The following is an 18,803-nucleotide window of genomic DNA, read 5'->3' as shown; positions in this document are numbered from 1 at the left end:
TATATTTTTATTTGCCGAAATTAAACAGCAGACTGAATCTTAAGGTATTTGCTAACGGACTTTTCTGTGCATTAGCGAGTAAATAAGCTACATCAAGATTAAATTGATTATACTTTAATCCGGCACCGAGCGTCAGATAACGCCTATCGCCTTTTTTCGGACTCTCGTAAAAATATCCGGTACGGAAAGCGAACTGTTTGTGGTACCAGTATTCTAATCCGAGTCCAGCCGTCACCTCTTTCAATTCTTCGCTAAACCCTCCCGGGGCGTCGCTAAAAGAACCAAAGATACCTGCAGGTACAGAACGGTTCGGATCTTTACCGGACATAATATTTCCATTTGTATCGTACACCGGCTGTGTTGGCACAAGCAATTTATTGAAGTCTAAGGCCAGTGTAAATTCGTTATAGTCATCAATGATAAAAGTTGAGGCCACTCCGAGTTTCATATTTGTAGGCAGGAAGTATTTATCTCCGGCATCCACATAGCTCATTTTCGTTCCAATATTAGAAATGTTTAGCCCTGCGGCTACTATCGCATCATAGCCCAGAAAAAAGGTTGGCTTACGGTAATATGCGGAAACATCCACAGCGAGTGCTTTACCTGCTTTGGTTTGCTGCCCTGCAGAAAACTGCCCCGCCGTGAGGTTAGAGTAGATGTATCTTACGGCAGTACCTAATGAAAACTCATCGCCAAACCTGCGGGCATAGGTCGCATCTATAGCAAGCTCACTAGGTGTGTACGTTCCGAGATCCTGTTGATTGGCATCGGTAAACTGGATCCTCCCCAGCGAGAAATAACGTAGGGAGCCACCTATAACGCTACTTTTATCCAGTTTATAGAAACCACTCACATAACCTAAGTTTATATCAGGAACGAGATTTTTTAACCAGGGGCTGTAGGATGCAGAAAATCCATATGGGGCTTCCAGAAAAGCGAGTTTAGACGGATTAATGCTCATGGAATTCACATCGGGTTGCACGGCAACACCGGTCTCAGCCATCCCACCAGAACGTGCATCGGGTGTGATCAGCAAAAAAGGGACAGCCGTAACCACATTATTGGCGGCACTGCCATTCGTTTGAGTACCAGGCTGCACAGTCTGAGCGTGCGCAGCCCATGAAAAGTTGCATAAAAAAACGCCCGCTGCAATCTTTAAAAAGTACTTCAAATTCATCCGCTATAAAAAAAATCAAAGGATTTTATTGCAAGTTAGCATAGTCCTGATACTTTTCAAAGAAATTGTAAGCTAAACCCTGCTAAAACTTTTATAGGCAATATTTTGGAGCATAAACCTTTTTTTCCGTAATTTTACTTATTAGAGTAATACCGATAAGCATCCTATGAGAAAAGCATACATATATCCATTTGGCCTTTTGATGGTTATAGCTACTATAATCTCCTGTAAGTCAAAGAAATCCTCCATCTCCGAAAAAACCGGACTGGAGTATAACAAAAAAGAATTTGGTGGCTTTCAGGTTGCCAATAATTATAGAAGAGGTGCTCCGGGACCGGGTCTTGTAGAAATTGAAGGTGGTGTTTTCGTGATGAGTGGAAGTGCCCAGGAAGTTTCTGGCCAGGAACTTGGCAACTACAACCACAAACGGGAAACAACGGTATCGTCATTTTACATGGACGAAACTGAAGTATCCAATGTTCAGTGGCTTGAGTATCTGGATTGGATCAAAAGCACCTATCCTACCGACTACGAATATTATTACAATGAGCTTCCAGACACACTGGTATGGCGCAGGCCACTTTCGTACAATGAACCTTACGTAGACAACTACCTGAGGCACCCGGCATATCAGGATTATCCAGTAGTAGGTGTAAGCTGGGAACAGGCGCAAAGATATTGTGTTTACAGAACGGACAGGGTGAATGAAAATTTATTGCGTTCACAGGGTAAAATGACTAGCTATGCTGAATTGAACGGTACCGCTAAAAAAGGTAAAGCTGGAGCAACTCCTACAGCAAAACCAACAGGTCCATTTACAACTGACCTTTACCTGAATGGTCAATATGACGATAAGGGAAAAAATGCGCCAAGGGATTTGAGTCCGTCAGCTGCACCAGCAGCAGGCGCAAAAGGAAGAGCAGCAACTCCTACACGTACAGTAAGACTTGAGGACGGAGTATTGAAACAACCTTACCGCTTGCCTACTGAGGCTGAATGGGAATATGCCGCGCTTGGCCTGATTGGCAATACTGAATACGAGAACGTCAATACCAACAAAATATATCCTTGGAATGGATTAGGTCTAAGTTCAGCAAAGAAGTCAACCAGAGGCTTAATTTTAGCTAACTTTAAACGTACTAAGGGTGATTACATGGGTGTTGGTGGTACATTAAACGATAAGGGTGGATTAACAGTACCTGTACGTTCTTACCAGCCAAATGATTTCGGTTTGTACAACATGGCAGGAAACGTAAATGAATGGGTATCTGATGTATATCGCGAAGGTACGTTTGAAGCAGCAGATGCTTTTAACCCGTATCGCGGTAACTTATACCAAAACAAACAATCACTTGACCCAACATCTGGAAAAATCGCTAAAGACAAATACAATAATCCAATTCTTGTAGCCGCTACATCTGGCAAAAAACAGACCTGGGCAGAAAAACAAGCTGCAGCGGCGGCTCCAGCACCGGCAACACCCGCGTCAAACAGCTATGCTGATCAGCGTGGATACCGTGACAAGCAAAGTGAGCTTTATGGGGAGACTACACTTGTTAACGATAAATCAAGAGTTTACAAGGGTGGTTCTTGGGACGACCAGGCACTTTGGTTGAATCCAGCAACGAGACGCTTCCTCAACCAAGACGAAGCTACAGCCGATATCGGCTTCCGTTGTGCTATGACTATGCTCGGCGCATCTGAGATTAGCTCTGTAGGAAAGGCACAGTTTAAAGCTGAAAAAGCAAGACCATTTAACCCTAAAAAGAGTTAACACAAACATAGGTATTTGAGAAGGAGCGTTTATCGCTCCTTTTTTGTTTCTAGTGAAACTGTATAAGAACGGTGTTTTTTTCTATTTTATCTCCCTGCGCTACCGGGATATGCTTGATCTTTCCATCCGCAGGAGATTTAATCATATTCTCCATCTTCATAGCTTCAAGAATAATAAGGTTGTCACCTTTCTTTACTTCATCACCTTCTGCCGCGACGATTTTAAGCACCAGCCCAGGCATCGGCGCTTTGACCTCATGAACTTTTGCTGCTAATGCGGCATCCATACCAAGTTGCTTCAACAAACTGTCATACTGATCAGCAATATCCAGATGATACAGCGTGCCATTTACTTTAATTGTTTGTTGCTTAGTTAAGGGATCAGCATCCACAAGCTCTACATTATAAGATTTGTTTTCATGCAGAACATGAAATTTCCCATCTGCAACAGCTGCGATATCCAAAATTACGGGATCACCATTAACTGAGATAACCCCTTGTTGATCTTCTATTTTATATTCGAACTGTTCGTTAACTTTTACTGTATACATGTTTACTGAGTTAATGCGTACTGAATCAAATTCGCGCCCATTTGTAGCGCATTTAAACGACTTTCCTGCTTATCCGCAGGATAAGTGCCATAGTCTTCCCAACCGTTTCCTAAATCACTTTCATAAGTGTAGAAACAAACCAGGCGACCTTTCCAGAAAAGGCCAAAGCCCTGGGCACGATGACCATCATGTTCATGTATTTTTGGAAGACCTCCGGGAAACTGATATTTTTGGTGGTAGAGCGCGTGGCTAACTGGTAGTTCCACAAAGCTAAGTTCAGGGAAAACCTTTTTCATTTCCTTTCTTACGAACTTATCCAACCCATAGTTGTCGTCTATATGGAGGAAACCTCCCCCATTCAGATATTTCCTCAGATTAACTGCTTCGTAATCGCTGAAGACCACATTACCATGTCCGGTCATGTAAACGAACGGATAATTGAAAAGCTCGGTACTACCTACTTCTACAGTAGCTTCTTCTTCAGCGAAATTGGTATTAAGATTTTTATTGCAGAATTCGATCAGGTTAGGCAAGGCTGTCCGGTTAGCATACCAATCGCCACCTCCCCCATATTTTAATTTAGCCATCCTGTAGGTTGGCGTCGTAAAACTACAGTGCAGGAACAGGATTAATATAAAGACTGCGCCTGTTCTTATTTTCATCGGTTTAAGTAGTTCAGCTCGAAACAGGCGGCAAGGGCAGCCGTTTCTGTTCTTAACCTTGTATTTCCTAAAGTTAATGGTTTAAATCCACTTTGTAAAGCGCTATCGATTTCTGCAGGACTGAAATCTCCTTCAGGACCAATAAGAATAAGATAAGCAGCATGTGGTTGTGCAATATCACTGATGTATGTACGACTCGTATCATCAATACAATGCGCGATCATCTTTTGTGCACCGCTTTCCTTCCTGATGAAGTCGGCAAAAGAGATAGCAGGATTTAATTGCGGATGGTAAGCCTGAAGCGACTGCTTAACAGCGGCGGTGATTACTTTGACCAATCGATCCTCCTTAATCACTTTACGTTCCGAATGCGCGCAAATAATCGGTGTAATCTCATCTATACCAATCTCTGTAGCTTTTTCCAGGAACCATTCCAGGCGTTCAATATTTTTTGTGGGTGCAACTGCGATGTGCAGGTGATGATTCCGCTTCTGATAAGCCAGCGTTGTGCTGATCACCTTAAGCGTTACCTGCCGTTTTGTTTCTGATGCAATTTCTGCCTGATACAGGCCGCCCCGGCCATCTACCAATGATACTTGATCGCCTATACCCAACCTAAGGACTTTACTGCAATGACGACTTTCTTCTTCGTTTAGTGCATAAGCACCGGCACCATCTTCGATATCAGGAGTATAAAAAACATGCATCGGCAATCAGTTTAATGCAGGTCTACGGCGTCCTCTTTCGGGATTACCAGTTCCAGCTTGATAGTTTCTATATTCTGTTCAGTTTTCTTAAGAATAGTGAACAGGTAACCATAGCACTCTTCACTATCGCCAACCTCTGGTATTTTACCAAAGGCATGTGACACTAATCCGCCTACGGTATCAAAATCTTCATCCTCTGGCAAGTCGTGCGGCAGGTGCTCATTAACATCATAAACCGTTGCATAAGCGTTGATTACGAATTCGGTATCAGATATTTTCTCTACCGTTGGTTTTTCTTCATCGTATTCGTCCTGAATTTCACCAACAATCTCTTCCACGATATCCTCCAGGGTAACCATACCCGCTGTACCACCAAATTCATCGATCACAATCGCAATCTGAATTCGTTTTTGTTGTAATTCGCTAAGCAAGTCATTAATTTTCTTCGTTTCCGGAACGAAATAAGGCTTTCTGATGATATCATTCAGCGTCCACTCCTTATGACTAGCCAATAAGGGCAAAACGTCTTTAGCGTGGATTATACCGATAATCTTATCGATAATATCATCATATACCGGCATCCTTGAATAACCTTCAGCAATAATCATCTCTATGACTTCTTCCTTAGGGGTAGCCAGTTCGATGCCTGAGATCTTAGTTCTCGGAACCATGATGTTTTTCACCACGCGTTCATTGAAGTCAAAAACATTTCTGATCAGCTCATGCTCATTGGTATCCAGTGCACCACTTTCCTTTCCCTGGTCCAGCAGGTAATAAAGCTCTTCAGTACTATGTACAGCTTCATGTCCACCAACATTAGAGATACCAAACAACTTCAGGATGATATTTGCAAAACCATTGAGCAACCAGATAAACGGGCGGAATACCACATAGAAAATCTGCAGGGGCAGTGCGATGAATAATGTCGTCGCCACCGGCCGTTGTATGGCAATTGATTTGGGAGCAAGCTCACCAAAAACAATATGCATAATGGTAATGAATGAAAAGGCGATAATTGGAGAAGCCGTTTTTGAGAAGGAATCTACGAATTCAGGACTTGATCCAAAGGAAGTGAGGAGATTATGCAGCAGGTGCTCCATTACAGATTCTCCAACCCAGCCTAGTCCTAGTGATGCAAGAGTGATACCTAGCTGTGTTGCAGCAAGGTATCCATCGAGGTGGAGGGTAATGTGTTTGGCAATGTTAGCTACACGATTACCGGATTTAGCTTTAATTTCTATTTGCGACGCTCTGACTTTAACAATTGCAAACTCTGCTGCAACGAAAAAGCCGTTAAGGACGACCAAGAAAAAGGTTAAGAATATCTGAAAGGCCATTTAAGATTGATCTCTAAAGGTACTGTTGTAAAGGTCTATACTTTCCTGAATAACTTTGTATGCATAACGTTTTCCAAGCAAGTGCTCGATTGTTACGTTTTTATCTTCAAGGGCTTTATAGTCCTGGAAAAAACGTACAATTTCTTTCATGGTATGCGGAGGTAATTCTTCGATGTCGTTGATATAGTTTACTGACATATCGTTTTTCGCTACAGCGATGATTTTGTCATCCTGCTCACCGTTATCCACCATATGCATTACGCCGATAACTTTGGCTTCAACAAGTGACAATGGATATACGTCAACAGAACATAAAACCAGGATATCCAGAGGGTCATTATCATCGCAATAAGTTTGCGGGATAAAGCCGTAGTTAGCAGGGTACATTACAGAAGAAAAGAGTACGCGGTCTAACTTAATCAGGTTAGAATCTTTGTCAATTTCGTACTTCGCTTTAGATCCCTTAGGGATTTCAATAATTGCATTTACAGACTCAGGTAAGTTTTTACCTGGAGAAACGTTGTGCCACGGATGGTGTTCGTCTTTAATCATTTTTATTTTTCAGTGTTTGTTTTGTATCATCCCCATAATTAGTGGTTCTTTTCCTCAGAAATGCATAGAGTACAGGAATCGTAGTTATAGTGATAAAGCCTAATATTATATAAAGTAGGTAATGATTAATTTCTTTCTCAAATTTCCTGCCTAAAAAAAATCCGAGCAATGTTAAAGAAGCAATCCATAGAATTGCTCCAAAAATATTATATAATGCAAATTTTTTAAAGTCGAGTTTAACAACTCCGGCAAAAATTGGAGCGAAAGTCCTGACTATCGGTACAAATCTACCCATAATCAGCGCAAATGCACCCTGCTTGTTGTAATATTCTTCTGCAGCCTTGAGATATTTCTTTTTGAAGAAGAAAGTATCCTTGCGTTGATACAAAACAGGGCCAGTTTTTCTGCCAAACCAATACCCCGTAAAATTACCAAGAATTGCAGCAATTACCAAACCCAGAATCAATACAAAGAGGTTTACATCCAATTTACCAGTTGCAACAAACATGCCGGCAAGGAAAAGCAGATAATCTCCCGGAAGGAAGAATCCAAAGAACAAGCCCGTCTCCGCAAAGATCACAAACAACACCACATAAAAACCACCTTCTCTCAGTAATTTTTCAGGTGCTATATAGTGTTGTATGGAGTTCCAAAAATCGTGCATAGTTCGATTATTCGTAAAACTACAAATAATTATCTAGAGAACCCCTTATATCAGATTTAAAATTACGGACGGGAAAACACCCAGAAAAACAGTAATTACCAAGGAAAAAACCAATACAATTTTGTACTGAAGCGGCAGTGTTAATGAAAGCTCAGAACCTTCTTTAAAGTACATAGCGGCAATCACCCTGAAGTAATAGAAGAAGCCAACAAGTGCGTTTAAAATGGCAAACGCTACCAGATAAATCTGGTATTGTCCCATTACATTCAGAAACATCACGTATTTTCCAATGAAGCCTGCTGTAAGCGGAATACCTGATAAAGAAAGCATGGCTACTGTCAATACGAAGGCCAGGAAGGGATTCTTCTTACCCAATCCGTTAAAGCTTTCGAAATCATCTTTACCGGTTTTTTGTTTAACCACAATCAGCGCCGCAAAGGCGATAATGCTGGCGAAGGTATAAGCGGCGGCATATACGAGTACGTTACTTGCCGATCTTGACGATAAAGTGATCAATGAGAAGAGCAGGTAACCTGCATGGGAGATACTGGAATAAGCCAGCATTCTTTTAAAGTTTTTTTGAAACAAGGCAGTGACGTTACCGATCAATAAAGTCAGACATACAATCACCATCAATGGCGGAAGCCAGAAATCGTGTAGCGGTGCGAAAGTACCGGCAAATAACCTAAGAAAAGCTGCAAAACCAGCAGTTTTAACTACGGTCGACATGAATGCTGTAATCAGGCTTGGCGCGCCTTCGTATACATCAGGTGTCCAGAAGTGAAATGGTGCTGCACCAATCTTGAAACACATACCGATCATGATCAAGATCAAACCTGGGTAGAACAATGGAGAAACGATCTTATAGTTACCAACCAGATATTCGTTAATATGTGTTAAATCAAAGGATCCTGTTGCGCCATAAACCAGTGTGATTCCAAAAAGAAGGAAGCCGGTAGAGAATGCACCCATCAGGAAGTATTTTAGCGACGCTTCGTTAGACGCGAAGTTGCTTTTACGGATGCCGGCAAGGATATACAAACTTACAGACATGATTTCGATACCAATAAACAGCATAGCCATGTTCTGGTAGGATACCATAATGATCATCCCCGCCAGGGCGAAAAGAATCAACGTAAAATACTCCGCTATATTCTCACTATGTTCAGCAAAATAGTTCTGCGTCAGGAGAAAAATGAAAATCGTTCCGATGATGATAAGCCCAGAAAATGCCAAAGCATAGTTGTCCATCTGCATCATGTTATAAGAAACTGTGTTCTGATCCCATGAGGTACCTACAAAAACCAATGAGGTAATTAAACCAAGCAGGGTTAAGGGTAATAAAGCTTTTTTTGCTTTAAACAAGCCTGCATAAAGCACCACTAAAGCTGTAACCGTAATTGTTATAATGATATTCATCTGTCTAGTTTACCGAAATTAGTTTTTGATTTACCTGTTCTAATAAATGTTGCACGGCGGCTTCTGATATATGCAGGATAGGTTTTGGATATACACCCAAAATAATAACAAGTGCACAAATGATATACAAGGTAATTTTTTCCGTTCCCTGAATATCTGTAAAACCAATCGTCAGGTCGTTAGTTTTACCCAGCATGATTCCCTGATACATCCTCAGCATATAAACTGCACCGAAGATGATGGTAAGACCGGCAATTACTGCCGCCCAGATCCCGTATTGATAAACCCCCATCAATAATAGGAACTCACCGATAAATCCGTTGGTGCCTGGCAAAGCTACCGTTCCCAATAAAATGATCAGGAATACGATAGCCAGTTGTGGCGCTACCTTTGCAATACCACCAAGCTCTTCAATAGTATTTGTTTTTAAACGACTGCTAATGATGTCCAGTACAAAGAATAACCCGACAACGTTAATACCGTGACTCAGCATCTGCACCATTGCACCTTGCATACCTTGTGTGTTTAACGCAAATATGCCCGCTGAAATCAGCCCAACGTGGGCGATTGACGAGTAAGCAACAAGTCTTTTAGCATTGCGCTGTTTAAAGGCTATTAACGAAGCATAAACGATACCAATGATAGAAAGGATAATAGCTGTTTCACCCCAATGCTGCACGCCGGCTGGAACGATTGGCAATAACCAACGGATTACCCCGTAGATACCCATTTTCAGCATGATCCCCGAAAGCAACATTGTTCCGGCTGCAGGAGCTTCAGTATAGGTATCCGGCTGCCAGGTATGGAAAGGGAATATCGGCATTTTGATAGCAAAGGCAATAAAGAATGACCAGAAGATCCATCCCTGTTGTTGTGAATCCAGGCTTAGGTTATATAATGCCTGGATATCAAAGTTATGTGCAGGATTTTGCAGATACAGATAGATAATACCCAATAACATAAACAATGAACCCGCAACGGTATATACAAAGAACTTGATGTTTACCTTAATTCTGTCTTTGCCTCCCCAAATTGCACAGATAAAGTATACAGGTATCAATGCGGCTTCCCAACCGATATAGAAAAGGAAAGCATCCATTGCCGTAAAGACAAGTAATAGTCCTGTTTGCATAGCCAGGATCAGCGCAAAGAATGCAGACTCCTGTTTATACTGATGTTTGAAGCTGGCCAAAATTATTATCGGAATCAGTAAATTGGTAAGCAACACGGTGATCATGCTGATTCCATCAATACCGGCATGGAAATTAATCCCAAAAGTGGCTATCCACGGATAATTAATAACGAATTGCGTACTGCTGTCGGCGGTAAAATTAACAACTGCAAATAACGCTACAGCCAGAGAGGCGATACCAGATATTAAAGCAACGTACTTAGCAGACCTACCAGAAAATGCAGTTATAACGGCACTAACCAGTGGTAAGAAAAGAAGAATTATTAAAAGTTGTCCCATTAGTTTTCCTGAACGCTCTTTTAGATGGATAAATAAGTATACAATAACATAGAAATAATGCCGACTACCATCATGAAGATGTAGAATCCGACATTGCCGGATTGCACAAGTCGTAAGCCCTTACTGGCCTCATTGGTAGTCCATCCTAATCCATTCACGATACCATCAATAATTTTAGTATCTACGATTTTGTAGAAAAAGGTTGAAAGACCATCAAGCGGTTTACGAATGACGGTATCATAAATCTCATCTATATAAAATTTATGATAGGAAATGGTGGCCAGTGCCGGACGTTTTGCTTCGTCGGCCACAGGAACATGATTCTGTTTAATGTATCTCGCGTAAGCGATAAAAATAGATACGACAACACCGGCAACGGTAATACCCATCAGCATAAGTTCTGTACCGTGATCTCCTGCTTCGGGATGGTGCATAATCACGGGCGACAGCCAATGCGACAACCAGTGATGCCCACCCAAAACTTCCGGAATCCCAATCATTCCGCCAATAGCAGAAAGAACTGCAAGAACGATCAAAGGAATCGTCATAGATTTTGGTGATTCATGGATTTTCTCTGCAGCATGGTGTGTACCGCGGTAATTTCCAAAGAAAGTAAGGAACAGCATTCTGAACATATAGAATGCGGTCAGGAACGAGGTGAAGGCACCTATCGCCCACATCACTTTATCATGCTCATATACATGCGCCAGGATTTCATCTTTTGAGAAGAAACCTGAAAACGGTGGCAGACCCGCGATAGCAAGCGTGCCGATCAGCATCGTGATAAAAGTCACAGGAAGTTTCTTTCTCAATCCACCCATATGTCGCATATCCTGTTCATGGTGCATGGCATGGATCACAGATCCTGCGCCAAGGAACAATAAAGCTTTAAAGAATGCGTGGGTAATGACGTGGAAAAAAGCACCGTCGTAAGCGCCAACGCCTAAGCCAAGGAACATATAACCGAGTTGTGAAACTGTCGAATAAGCAAGTACTTTTTTGATATCTGTTTGTGTAAGGGCTATCAACGCACCTAAAAATGCCGTAGCAAGTCCTACTATAGCAATCAAATGCTGAATAACTGGAGCAAGGTCGAACAACACGTTAGAACGTGCGATCATATAGATACCAGCTGTAACCATGGTTGCCGCGTGGATCAAAGCTGATACAGGCGTTGGTCCGGCCATCGCATCAGGCAGCCAGGTGAACAAAGGCAACTGTGCCGATTTACCGCAAGCACCTATGAACAGGCAAAGTGTGATCAATAAAATTGTTGGGTGCCCAGGCATAAATGTAGCAGCCTGTGGAAATACTTTAGCAAACTCAACGCTACCGAAAGTAGTGAAGATCAGAAATACAGCAATCAGGAAACCCAGATCGCCGATACGGTTCATCACGAATGCTTTCTTTGCTGCAGCAGCATAGCTGGCATTAGTGAACCAGAAACCGATAAGCAGGTAAGAACAAAGTCCGACACCTTCCCAGCCGATAAACATAACGATGTAGTTTGATCCTAATACCAGCAGCAACATGAAGAAAATAAATAAGTTCAGGTAGCTGAAAAACTTACCAAAGCCGTCATCATCGTGCATGTATCCCGCAGAATAGATATGGATTAAAAACCCTACACCAGTAATGATCAGCAGCATGATACTGCTCAATGGATCTACCAGAAAAGATAGTGGGATGTGCAGCTGACCAGCGCTGATCCAGTCGAACAAAAATACCTCATGTGATTGAACAGGGTTGCCGTTCAGCGCAAAAAATATAGCGACACTGATGAGGAAGGAAATCAATATTACCCCACTGCCGATAAAACCTATCAGGCTTTTAGAAAATGTATTCCTCCCCAGGCCATTAATGATAAAACCTAAAAGGGGAATTAAAGGAACCAGCCAAACTAAATCTATGATCATTATTATTCTATGCTAAATATTACCACTTAAGGCGATTCAATACGTTGATATCTGTAGATTGGGTATTTCGGTATACCATAACGATGATACTTAAACCCACTGCAACCTCTGCAGCGGCTAGTGCCATGATAAAGAATACGAAAACCTGTCCCGAAGGATCATTACTATGCACAGAGAAAGCTGTAAGCAAAAGGTTGACTGCATTGAGCATCAGCTCTACCGACATAAAAATTACGATGGCATTTCTGCGGGTCAGCACACCGATTACACCGATTGTAAAAATGATTGTACTCAGCCAGATGTAATGGTTGAGTGGAACACCCTGCAGGGTTTGTGTCATGCTTTCCACTATACTTTTTCTTTTTTAGTTAACAATACTGCCCCCACCATTGCAGTAAGCAACAGGATAGATGACAATTCAAAAGGCAACATAAACGGCCCAAATAATTCTTTACCCAGATTTTTGATCAATCCGAGATTTGGATTTTGCAATAACAATGGATTTGATAACGCCGTTGCTTTAAGCGACCCGATCAGGGTAACAATCAGGCAGCAGCCGGCGATAATGCCGAGTATTTTTACCAAAGGAGATTTCAGTGGTTCATTATCCTTATTCAGGTTCAGGAGCATCAGGACGAACAGAAATAATACCATAATGGCGCCCATGTATACAATGAAGTTAACTACAGCCAGAAACTGTGCGTTTAACAGGATATAATGCACGGTAAACGTGAAGAAAGTAACAATTAAATAAAGTACGCTGTGCACCGGATTCTTCGAAAAGATCACCATGAGTGAGAAGAATACGCTGAGTGCAGCTACGATATAGAATACTGATGTACCCATTGATTTTTTTGTTTTAAAGCCGTTAAAGCGGCAAATGTATTAAAATATTATTTCTGCACCAGAGGCGCTTCTACCAGTTTGTCTTTACCATAGATAAAATCTTTTCTCAGATAATCTGAAGGCACAATAGGGCCGTCCAGGTAGATGGCTTCTTTAGGGCAGGCTTCTTCACACAATCCACAGAAAATGCAACGCAACATATTGATCTCGTATACTGACGCATACTTCTCCTCGCGGTACAGGTCTTTCTCTTCAGGCTTACGTTCTGCCGCGATCATGGTGATTGCTTCTGCCGGACAAGAAAGCGCACACAGGCCACATGCCGTGCATCTCTCTTTTCCATTTTCGTCACGCTTTAAAGAGTGCATTCCCCTGAAGTTGGTAGAAAACTCTCTTTCTACTTCAGGATATCTTATCGTTGCTTCTTTTTTGAAAAAGTGACTGATGGTAATGGACAAACCTTTGGTAATAGCCGGCAGATACATGCGCTCTGCAAACGTTAAAGGCTTTTGTTCTAATACTTTCTTTTTACTGGTTAATGGTTCCATTAAACCTCCTGTTATTTCCGCAATGGCGGATGGTTAAAACTTCTCAATTAAGGCTATCACAATCCCTGTGATAATAATATTAGCTATGGCTAGTGGCGTCAGCATTTTCCAGCCCAAGTGCATCAGCTGATCGTATCTAAAACGTGGAATCGTCCAGCGAACCCACATAAAGAAAAAGATGAATGCAAATATCTTGGCAAAGAAAACACCTGCTCCGATTAACGGCGCAATCACAGTTCCTGCGTGTACAAGGACCCAGTCCATCCCCGGATAGTTATAGCCACCGAAATACAGTGCAGCCATTACTGCAGAAGACACAAACATGTTGATATACTCTGCAAAAAGGTAAAAACCTAATTTCATAGACGAATATTCCGTATGATAGCCACCGATCAGCTCGGTTTCGCATTCCGGCAAATCGAAAGGTGCTCTGTTGGTTTCCGCAAAAGAGCAAACAATAAAAATAATGAAACCCAGTGGCTGGTATAACACATTCCAATGCCAGCCGTGTTGCTGTTCAACTACTTCTTTTAAACTCATGGTACCAGTAACAAGCAACAGCGCGATAATAGATAATCCCATTGCAATCTCATAACTGATATTCTGTGACGCTGCACGGATTGCACTCAATAACGAATATTTGTTATTGGAAGCCCAACCACCAATCATTACGCCATATACACCCAGCGATACAACACCAAAAATATACAGGATACCAACGTTGATATCAGTTACCTGTAAAGGAATAATCCTGCCATCGAATACAATTGGGCTACCCCATGGAATAACCGCGGTGCCAATACATGCCGTAAGCATTGCCAGTCCGGGGCCTACCATAAACAACCACTTATTTGAGTTCGTAGGAATAATCTCTTCCTTCATAAACATCTTTAGTCCATCTGCCAAAGGCTGGAACATCCCTGCGGGGCCAGCTCTGTCAGGACCTAACCTATCCTGCAAAAACGCAGCAACCTTACGCTCGGCGTAGGTAGAGTACATCGCAATCACCAGGCTTATGCCAAAGATGATTGCTACGAGTATAAATTTTTCTAAAACAAAAGTTATATCCATTAGAATTTACTGGTTTTTTCAAGTTCTACTTTATTCGCTGCCTGTAATTTCGGATTGTTCTGAATTACTGGAAGCGGCTTCATTGTTTCGTAGTGGTTAGAAGAGATTACTGAAGCATCACTGATATGCGTTGGGTGCTCAATTACCCAGTCTTCTGTTTTTTTCTTATCAAAACGGCAGGTATTGCAGATAAACTCCTCTACCTCACCATATATATCCTTACGGGCTGTTACACGCAATACATCCGCACCTTTATACCATAATGTTACTTTACCAGAACAGGTAGGGCAATCTCTGTGTGCATCTACAGGCTTAGTAAACCAAACCCTGTTTCTGAACCTGAAAGTTTTATCTGTCAATGCACCAACCGGACACACATCGATTACGTTTCCGGAGAAATCATTGTCGACAGCCGTTTGAATGTAAGTAGAGATCTCCGAATGGTCACCACGATTTAAGATACCGTGGACGCGTTTATTCGTGATCTGATCTGCAGTAAATACACAACGGTAACACAAAATACAACGGTTCATGTGCAGCTGAATCTTATCCCCGATGTCGATCCTTTCAAAGGTCCGACGCTCAAACTCATATCTTGTTTTCTGCAATCCGTGTTCATAACCCAGGTTCTGCAAATCACATTCACCGGCTTGATCACATACCGGGCAATCTAGTGGGTGATTGATTAATAATATTTCGACAACACCGCTACGCGCTTCAATTACTTCAGGAGAAGTAATGTTTTGCACTTCCATCCCGTCCATAACTGTTGTACGGCAGGATGCTACCAGTTTAGGCATAGGTCTGGGATCCTTTTCAGACCCTTTGCTAACCTTTACGATACAGGTACGGCATTTACCGCCACTGCCTTCGAGCTTGGAATAATAACACATGGCAGGAGGGACAATATCGCCCCCAATTTGCCTTGCAGCATTTAGTATGGATGTTCCGGGTGCTACTTCGATGCTAATCCCGTCTATGGTTACCTTAACTTTATCACTCATTGTTGATGATATCCTTTCCCGTTTTATTTATGAAGTAACTTCTACTTTTTTAATTGGCTCGGCATAATTTGCCAGGCCATAATTTGTTTCCAGTGCTTTAACCGGCTCTTTTACATGCCATTCAAACTCATCCCTGAAATGTCTGATTGCACTGGCAACAGGCCATGCAGCAGCATCTCCTAAAGGACAAATGGTGTTACCCTCTATTTTTTTAGAAACATCAACCAGCAGGTCAATATCACTCATTTTACCATGTCCATATTCTAGTCTGTGCAGTACCTTTTCCATCCATCCAGTACCTTCGCGGCACGGAGAACACTGTCCGCAACTTTCGTGGTGATAGAATCTTGAGAAGTTCCAGGTGTTCCTAACGATACATTGATCTTCATCGAAGGCGATAAAACCACCCGAGCCCATCATGGTGCCAGTAGCGAATCCACCTTCAGAGAGCGATTCGTAGCTCATCAATCTCGGCTCACCATTGGCCAGTTTCAATGAAAGATTTGCAGGTAATACAGGAACAGAAGATCCACCAGCTACTGTAGCCTTCAGTCGTTTTCCGTTAGCAATTCCACCACAATACTCATCAGAGTACAGGAATTCCTCTACAGAAAGTCCCAATTCAATTTCATACACTCCGGGTTTTACAAGATTTCCTGAAGCAGAAATCAGTTTGGTCCCAGTACTTCTGCCGATTCCGATTTTCGCATACTCATCTCCCCCATCGTTGATGATAGGTACAGTGGCAGCTATAGATTCTACATTGTTTACTACTGTTGGACAACCATATAATCCAGCGATCGCCGGGAATGGTGGTTTAATTCTTGGGTTTCCACGTTTACCTTCCAGAGACTCCAGCAATGCTGTTTCTTCTCCACAGATATAGGCACCTCCGCCTGGCTGTACATACAACTCAAGGTCGTACCCGCTACCCAATATATTCTTACCGAGAAACCCGGCATTTTTTGCTTCTGCGATAGCACGCTCCAGGATGCGAATCTGTGGCATCATTTCTCCGCGTACATAGATGTACGAAGTTTTTGCGCCCAGCGCAAAGCTGGAAACAATCATACCTTCGATCAGCGCATGTGGGATATGCGTCATCAGGAACCTGTCTTTGAAAGTACCAGGCTCAGATTCATCAGCGTTACAAACTAGGTAGCGCGCAACACCTTCCGGTTTTGCCAGGAAGCTCCATTTCATCCCCGTAGGGAATCCAGCACCACCACGACCACGTAATCCAGATTTTTTTACCTCCTCCACAACTTCGTCGGGAGTCATTTTTAAGGCTTTTTCAACAGCGCGGTAACCACCTTTCTGGCGATAAACGTCAAAAGTGTTGATTCCAGGTACGTTGATATGTTCGAGTAAAAGTTTACGTCCCATTATTTCTTGCGTAAGTCTGCTATCAATTCGTCTACTTTTTCTGCATTCAGGTTTTCGTAGAATGTGTACTCCGGGCCGATCTGTAACACAGGACCGAAACCACATGCCGCCAGACATTCTACCCCTCTCCAGCTGAATAGACCGTCTGGAGTAACTTCATTTTCCTTTACGCCCAGGCTGCTTTCGATGTGCGTCATCAACTTTTCTGCACCAACAAGGCAACAAGGTCCGGTACGACAAACTTCCAATACATATTTCCCCTGAGGTTTCAGGAAGTACATGCTATAGAAAGAAGCGACCTCATAGACTTCGATATCCTGGATATCCAGGTACAGGGCAACTTTATCCATTGCAGGTACGCTTAACCAGCCAAATTCGGCCTGTACTTCATGTAAAATAGGAAGCAACGCAGATTTCTGTTTTCCTTCCGGATACCTGCCGGTGATCTCATCGAACTTTTGGATTAAGGCCGGCGAGAATTCTACAGGTTGTTGTTGTTCGACTTTAAGCATCTAATTCTCCTGCTATAATATTCATACTACTCATATTGATAATGGCATCTGATAAAAGCATGCCTTTACTCATCGGAGCAAACATCTGATAATTGATAAAACTTGGTCTTCTGAAATGCAGACGGTAAGGTGTTCTTCCACCATCGTTGATCAGGTAAAATCCAAGTTCTCCATTTCCACCCTCTACAGAATGATAAACCTCTGCTTTAGGAGCATCTATTTCGCCCATAACGATCTTAAAGTGGTAGATCAGGGCTTCCATATTATTATATACTTCTTCTTTTGCAGGGAGATAAAATTCAGGAACATCAGCATGGAAAATATGCGGTGGTTCATGTTTCAATTTCTCCATTGCCTGCTCGATGATGCGTACACTCTGCCACATTTCCTCATTACGTACCAAATACCTATCGTAGATATCGCCGCTTGTACCTACAGGAACTTCGAAATCAAAATCCTGGTAAGAAGAATATGGGTCACTTACACGCACATCATAATCCACACCTGTAGCGCGCAATAGCGGCCCGCTCCAGCTGTAATCTAACGCAGTCTCAGCACTTACCCTTGCCACGCCAGCAGTACGGTCGATAAAGATCCTATTGCGGTTTAGCAGGCTTTCAAATTCCCTAAGTGCTACCGGGAATTCTTTAAGGAATTTATTGATTTTAGCAAAGGCAATCTCATTGAAGTCTCTTTCGAAACCCCCAATCCTACCGATGTTAGTTGTTAAACGTGCACCACAAACCTCTTCGTAAATTTCATAGATATGTTCTCTGAACTGGAACAGATATAGAAACGTTGTAGTAGCACCAGTATCCTGTGCTATAATTGTGTTACAAATGATATGATCGGAGATCCTTGCCAGCTCCATTATGATTACACGGAGGTAATCTACGCGCTTAGGCAACTGGATATTAAGCAGTTTCTCTACCGTCATGTGCCAGCCCATGTTATTGATTGGCGAAGAACAATAGTTCAATCGGTCTGTCAACGGAGTGATCTGGTAAAAAGGTCTGTGTTCAGCAATCTTTTCGAAGGCCCTGTGGATGTACCCGATGGTAGAGACACCACTCACGATACGTTCCCCATCAAGCTGGATCACATTTTGAAATACACCATGGGTTGCGGGGTGTGTTGGACCTAAGTTTAGGGTAACCAACTCCTCCTGAGGATCATTGTCTGTATATACTGGTTGATTATGATTCAT

Annotated in this window: 19 protein-coding genes; 1 reads left to right on the top strand and 18 read right to left on the bottom strand. The window is 42.3% G+C overall.

Annotated elements, in window-relative coordinates; translation table 11 throughout:
• Positions 1 to 7: 7 nt before the first annotated feature.
• Positions 8 to 1,177 carry a type IX secretion system outer membrane channel protein PorV gene (gene porV / locus CLV32_RS18725; RefSeq protein WP_133558406.1) on the bottom strand — a complete coding sequence of 390 codons (1,170 nt, stop codon included), beginning with the start codon at positions 1,175 to 1,177 and terminating at the stop codon, positions 8 to 10.
• Positions 1,178 to 1,343: 166 nt separating this feature from the next.
• Between porV and CLV32_RS18720 the strand changes: the two genes are divergently transcribed.
• Positions 1,344 to 2,951: an SUMF1/EgtB/PvdO family nonheme iron enzyme gene (locus CLV32_RS18720; RefSeq protein ID WP_133558404.1), complete on the top strand. Its 1,608-nt coding sequence runs from the start codon at positions 1,344 to 1,346 to the stop codon at positions 2,949 to 2,951.
• Positions 2,952 to 3,000: 49 nt separating this feature from the next.
• Here the strand turns inward: CLV32_RS18720 and CLV32_RS18715 are convergent, their stop codons facing one another.
• From CLV32_RS18715 to CLV32_RS18635, 17 genes are read right to left on the bottom strand one after another with little or no spacing between them, the layout of a single operon-like run.
• A complete protein-coding gene (locus tag CLV32_RS18715) occupies positions 3,001 to 3,501 on the bottom strand; it encodes a biotin/lipoyl-containing protein (RefSeq protein ID WP_133558402.1) in 501 nt (166 codons plus the stop codon).
• Positions 3,502 to 3,503: 2 nt separating this feature from the next.
• On the bottom strand, positions 3,504 to 4,163 hold the full coding sequence (locus CLV32_RS18710) for a DUF4159 domain-containing protein (protein WP_208111054.1): 660 nt from the start codon (positions 4,161 to 4,163) through the stop codon (positions 3,504 to 3,506).
• A complete protein-coding gene (locus CLV32_RS18705) occupies positions 4,160 to 4,870 on the bottom strand; it encodes a 16S rRNA (uracil(1498)-N(3))-methyltransferase (RefSeq protein ID WP_133558399.1) in 711 nt (236 codons plus the stop codon). The genes CLV32_RS18710 and CLV32_RS18705 overlap by 4 nt, the downstream gene beginning before the upstream one ends.
• 11 nt (positions 4,871 to 4,881) lie before the next feature.
• Positions 4,882 to 6,207, bottom strand: coding sequence for a hemolysin family protein (locus CLV32_RS18700; RefSeq protein ID WP_133558397.1), 1,326 nt, complete (start codon positions 6,205 to 6,207; stop codon positions 4,882 to 4,884).
• Positions 6,208 to 6,759 (bottom strand): inorganic diphosphatase, encoded by a 552-nt coding sequence (locus CLV32_RS18695; protein WP_133558395.1) that lies wholly within the window; start codon positions 6,757 to 6,759, stop codon positions 6,208 to 6,210.
• Positions 6,752 to 7,423, bottom strand: a complete 672-nt coding sequence (locus CLV32_RS18690) for a DedA family protein (protein WP_133558393.1) — start codon at positions 7,421 to 7,423, stop codon at positions 6,752 to 6,754. Before CLV32_RS18690 ends, CLV32_RS18695 begins: the two co-directional genes overlap by 8 nt.
• Before the next feature lie 45 nt (positions 7,424 to 7,468).
• Positions 7,469 to 8,842: an NADH-quinone oxidoreductase subunit N gene (locus CLV32_RS18685; protein ID WP_133558391.1), complete on the bottom strand. Its 1,374-nt coding sequence runs from the start codon at positions 8,840 to 8,842 to the stop codon at positions 7,469 to 7,471.
• A gap of 4 nt (positions 8,843 to 8,846) precedes the next feature.
• On the bottom strand, positions 8,847 to 10,313 hold the full coding sequence (locus CLV32_RS18680) for a complex I subunit 4 family protein (protein WP_133558389.1): 1,467 nt from the start codon (positions 10,311 to 10,313) through the stop codon (positions 8,847 to 8,849).
• A 20-nt stretch (positions 10,314 to 10,333) separates the two neighbouring features.
• Complete coding sequence (gene nuoL, locus CLV32_RS18675) at positions 10,334 to 12,226, bottom strand: NADH-quinone oxidoreductase subunit L (protein ID WP_133558693.1); 1,893 nt, start codon at positions 12,224 to 12,226, stop codon at positions 10,334 to 10,336.
• Between the two features lie 22 nt (positions 12,227 to 12,248).
• Positions 12,249 to 12,569, bottom strand: a complete 321-nt coding sequence (gene nuoK, locus CLV32_RS18670) for an NADH-quinone oxidoreductase subunit NuoK (RefSeq protein WP_394346179.1) — start codon at positions 12,567 to 12,569, stop codon at positions 12,249 to 12,251.
• A gap of 8 nt (positions 12,570 to 12,577) precedes the next feature.
• Entirely contained in the window at positions 12,578 to 13,075 is a 498-nt protein-coding gene (locus CLV32_RS18665) for an NADH-quinone oxidoreductase subunit J family protein (RefSeq protein WP_133558385.1), read from the bottom strand.
• 47 nt (positions 13,076 to 13,122) lie between these two features.
• Positions 13,123 to 13,623, bottom strand: coding sequence for a NuoI/complex I 23 kDa subunit family protein (locus CLV32_RS18660; RefSeq protein WP_133558383.1), 501 nt, complete (start codon positions 13,621 to 13,623; stop codon positions 13,123 to 13,125).
• 33 nt (positions 13,624 to 13,656) lie between these two features.
• A complete protein-coding gene (gene nuoH, locus CLV32_RS18655) occupies positions 13,657 to 14,694 on the bottom strand; it encodes an NADH-quinone oxidoreductase subunit NuoH (protein WP_133558381.1) in 1,038 nt (345 codons plus the stop codon).
• Positions 14,694 to 15,698 carry a 2Fe-2S iron-sulfur cluster-binding protein gene (locus tag CLV32_RS18650; protein WP_133558379.1) on the bottom strand — a complete coding sequence of 335 codons (1,005 nt, stop codon included), beginning with the start codon at positions 15,696 to 15,698 and terminating at the stop codon, positions 14,694 to 14,696. The genes nuoH and CLV32_RS18650 overlap by 1 nt, the downstream gene beginning before the upstream one ends.
• Positions 15,699 to 15,725: 27 nt before the next feature.
• Positions 15,726 to 17,084: an NADH-quinone oxidoreductase subunit NuoF gene (gene nuoF, locus CLV32_RS18645; protein WP_133558377.1), complete on the bottom strand. Its 1,359-nt coding sequence runs from the start codon at positions 17,082 to 17,084 to the stop codon at positions 15,726 to 15,728.
• Complete coding sequence (locus tag CLV32_RS18640) at positions 17,084 to 17,596, bottom strand: NADH-quinone oxidoreductase subunit NuoE family protein (protein WP_133558375.1); 513 nt, start codon at positions 17,594 to 17,596, stop codon at positions 17,084 to 17,086. Before CLV32_RS18640 ends, nuoF begins: the two co-directional genes overlap by 1 nt.
• Entirely contained in the window at positions 17,589 to 18,803 is a 1,215-nt protein-coding gene (locus tag CLV32_RS18635; RefSeq protein WP_133558372.1) for an NADH-quinone oxidoreductase subunit D, read from the bottom strand. Before CLV32_RS18635 ends, CLV32_RS18640 begins: the two co-directional genes overlap by 8 nt.

It is taken from the genome of Pedobacter duraquae (genome assembly GCF_004362245.1).
GTDB classification, from domain to species: domain Bacteria; phylum Bacteroidota; class Bacteroidia; order Sphingobacteriales; family Sphingobacteriaceae; genus Pedobacter; species Pedobacter duraquae.
The sequence above is the reverse complement of the archived record's forward strand: the minus strand, read 5'-3'. Positions and strand labels throughout refer to the sequence as shown.

Coding starts and splice junctions, on each gene's coding strand:
- porV (WP_133558406.1), bottom strand. CDS start 1,177: ATGAATTTGAAGTACTTTTTAAAGATTGCAGCGGGCGTTTTTTTATGC.
- nuoK (WP_394346179.1), bottom strand. CDS start 12,569: ATGACACAAACCCTGCAGGGTGTTCCACTCAACCATTACATCTGGCTG.
- CLV32_RS18685 (WP_133558391.1), bottom strand. CDS start 8,842: ATGAATATCATTATAACAATTACGGTTACAGCTTTAGTGGTGCTTTAT.
- CLV32_RS18640 (WP_133558375.1), bottom strand. CDS start 17,596: ATGCTTAAAGTCGAACAACAACAACCTGTAGAATTCTCGCCGGCCTTA.
- CLV32_RS18715 (WP_133558402.1), bottom strand. CDS start 3,501: ATGTATACAGTAAAAGTTAACGAACAGTTCGAATATAAAATAGAAGAT.
- CLV32_RS18710 (WP_208111054.1), bottom strand. CDS start 4,163: ATGAAAATAAGAACAGGCGCAGTCTTTATATTAATCCTGTTCCTGCAC.
- CLV32_RS18700 (WP_133558397.1), bottom strand. CDS start 6,207: ATGGCCTTTCAGATATTCTTAACCTTTTTCTTGGTCGTCCTTAACGGC.
- CLV32_RS18650 (WP_133558379.1), bottom strand. CDS start 15,698: ATGAGTGATAAAGTTAAGGTAACCATAGACGGGATTAGCATCGAAGTA.
- nuoF (WP_133558377.1), bottom strand. CDS start 17,084: ATGGGACGTAAACTTTTACTCGAACATATCAACGTACCTGGAATCAAC.
- nuoH (WP_133558381.1), bottom strand. CDS start 14,694: ATGGATATAACTTTTGTTTTAGAAAAATTTATACTCGTAGCAATCATC.
- CLV32_RS18720 (WP_133558404.1), top strand. CDS start 1,344: ATGAGAAAAGCATACATATATCCATTTGGCCTTTTGATGGTTATAGCT.
- CLV32_RS18680 (WP_133558389.1), bottom strand. CDS start 10,313: ATGGGACAACTTTTAATAATTCTTCTTTTCTTACCACTGGTTAGTGCC.
- CLV32_RS18695 (WP_133558395.1), bottom strand. CDS start 6,759: ATGATTAAAGACGAACACCATCCGTGGCACAACGTTTCTCCAGGTAAA.
- CLV32_RS18705 (WP_133558399.1), bottom strand. CDS start 4,870: ATGCATGTTTTTTATACTCCTGATATCGAAGATGGTGCCGGTGCTTAT.
- CLV32_RS18635 (WP_133558372.1), bottom strand. CDS start 18,803: ATGAATCATAATCAACCAGTATATACAGACAATGATCCTCAGGAGGAG.
- CLV32_RS18690 (WP_133558393.1), bottom strand. CDS start 7,423: ATGCACGATTTTTGGAACTCCATACAACACTATATAGCACCTGAAAAA.
- CLV32_RS18665 (WP_133558385.1), bottom strand. CDS start 13,075: ATGGGTACATCAGTATTCTATATCGTAGCTGCACTCAGCGTATTCTTC.
- CLV32_RS18660 (WP_133558383.1), bottom strand. CDS start 13,623: ATGGAACCATTAACCAGTAAAAAGAAAGTATTAGAACAAAAGCCTTTA.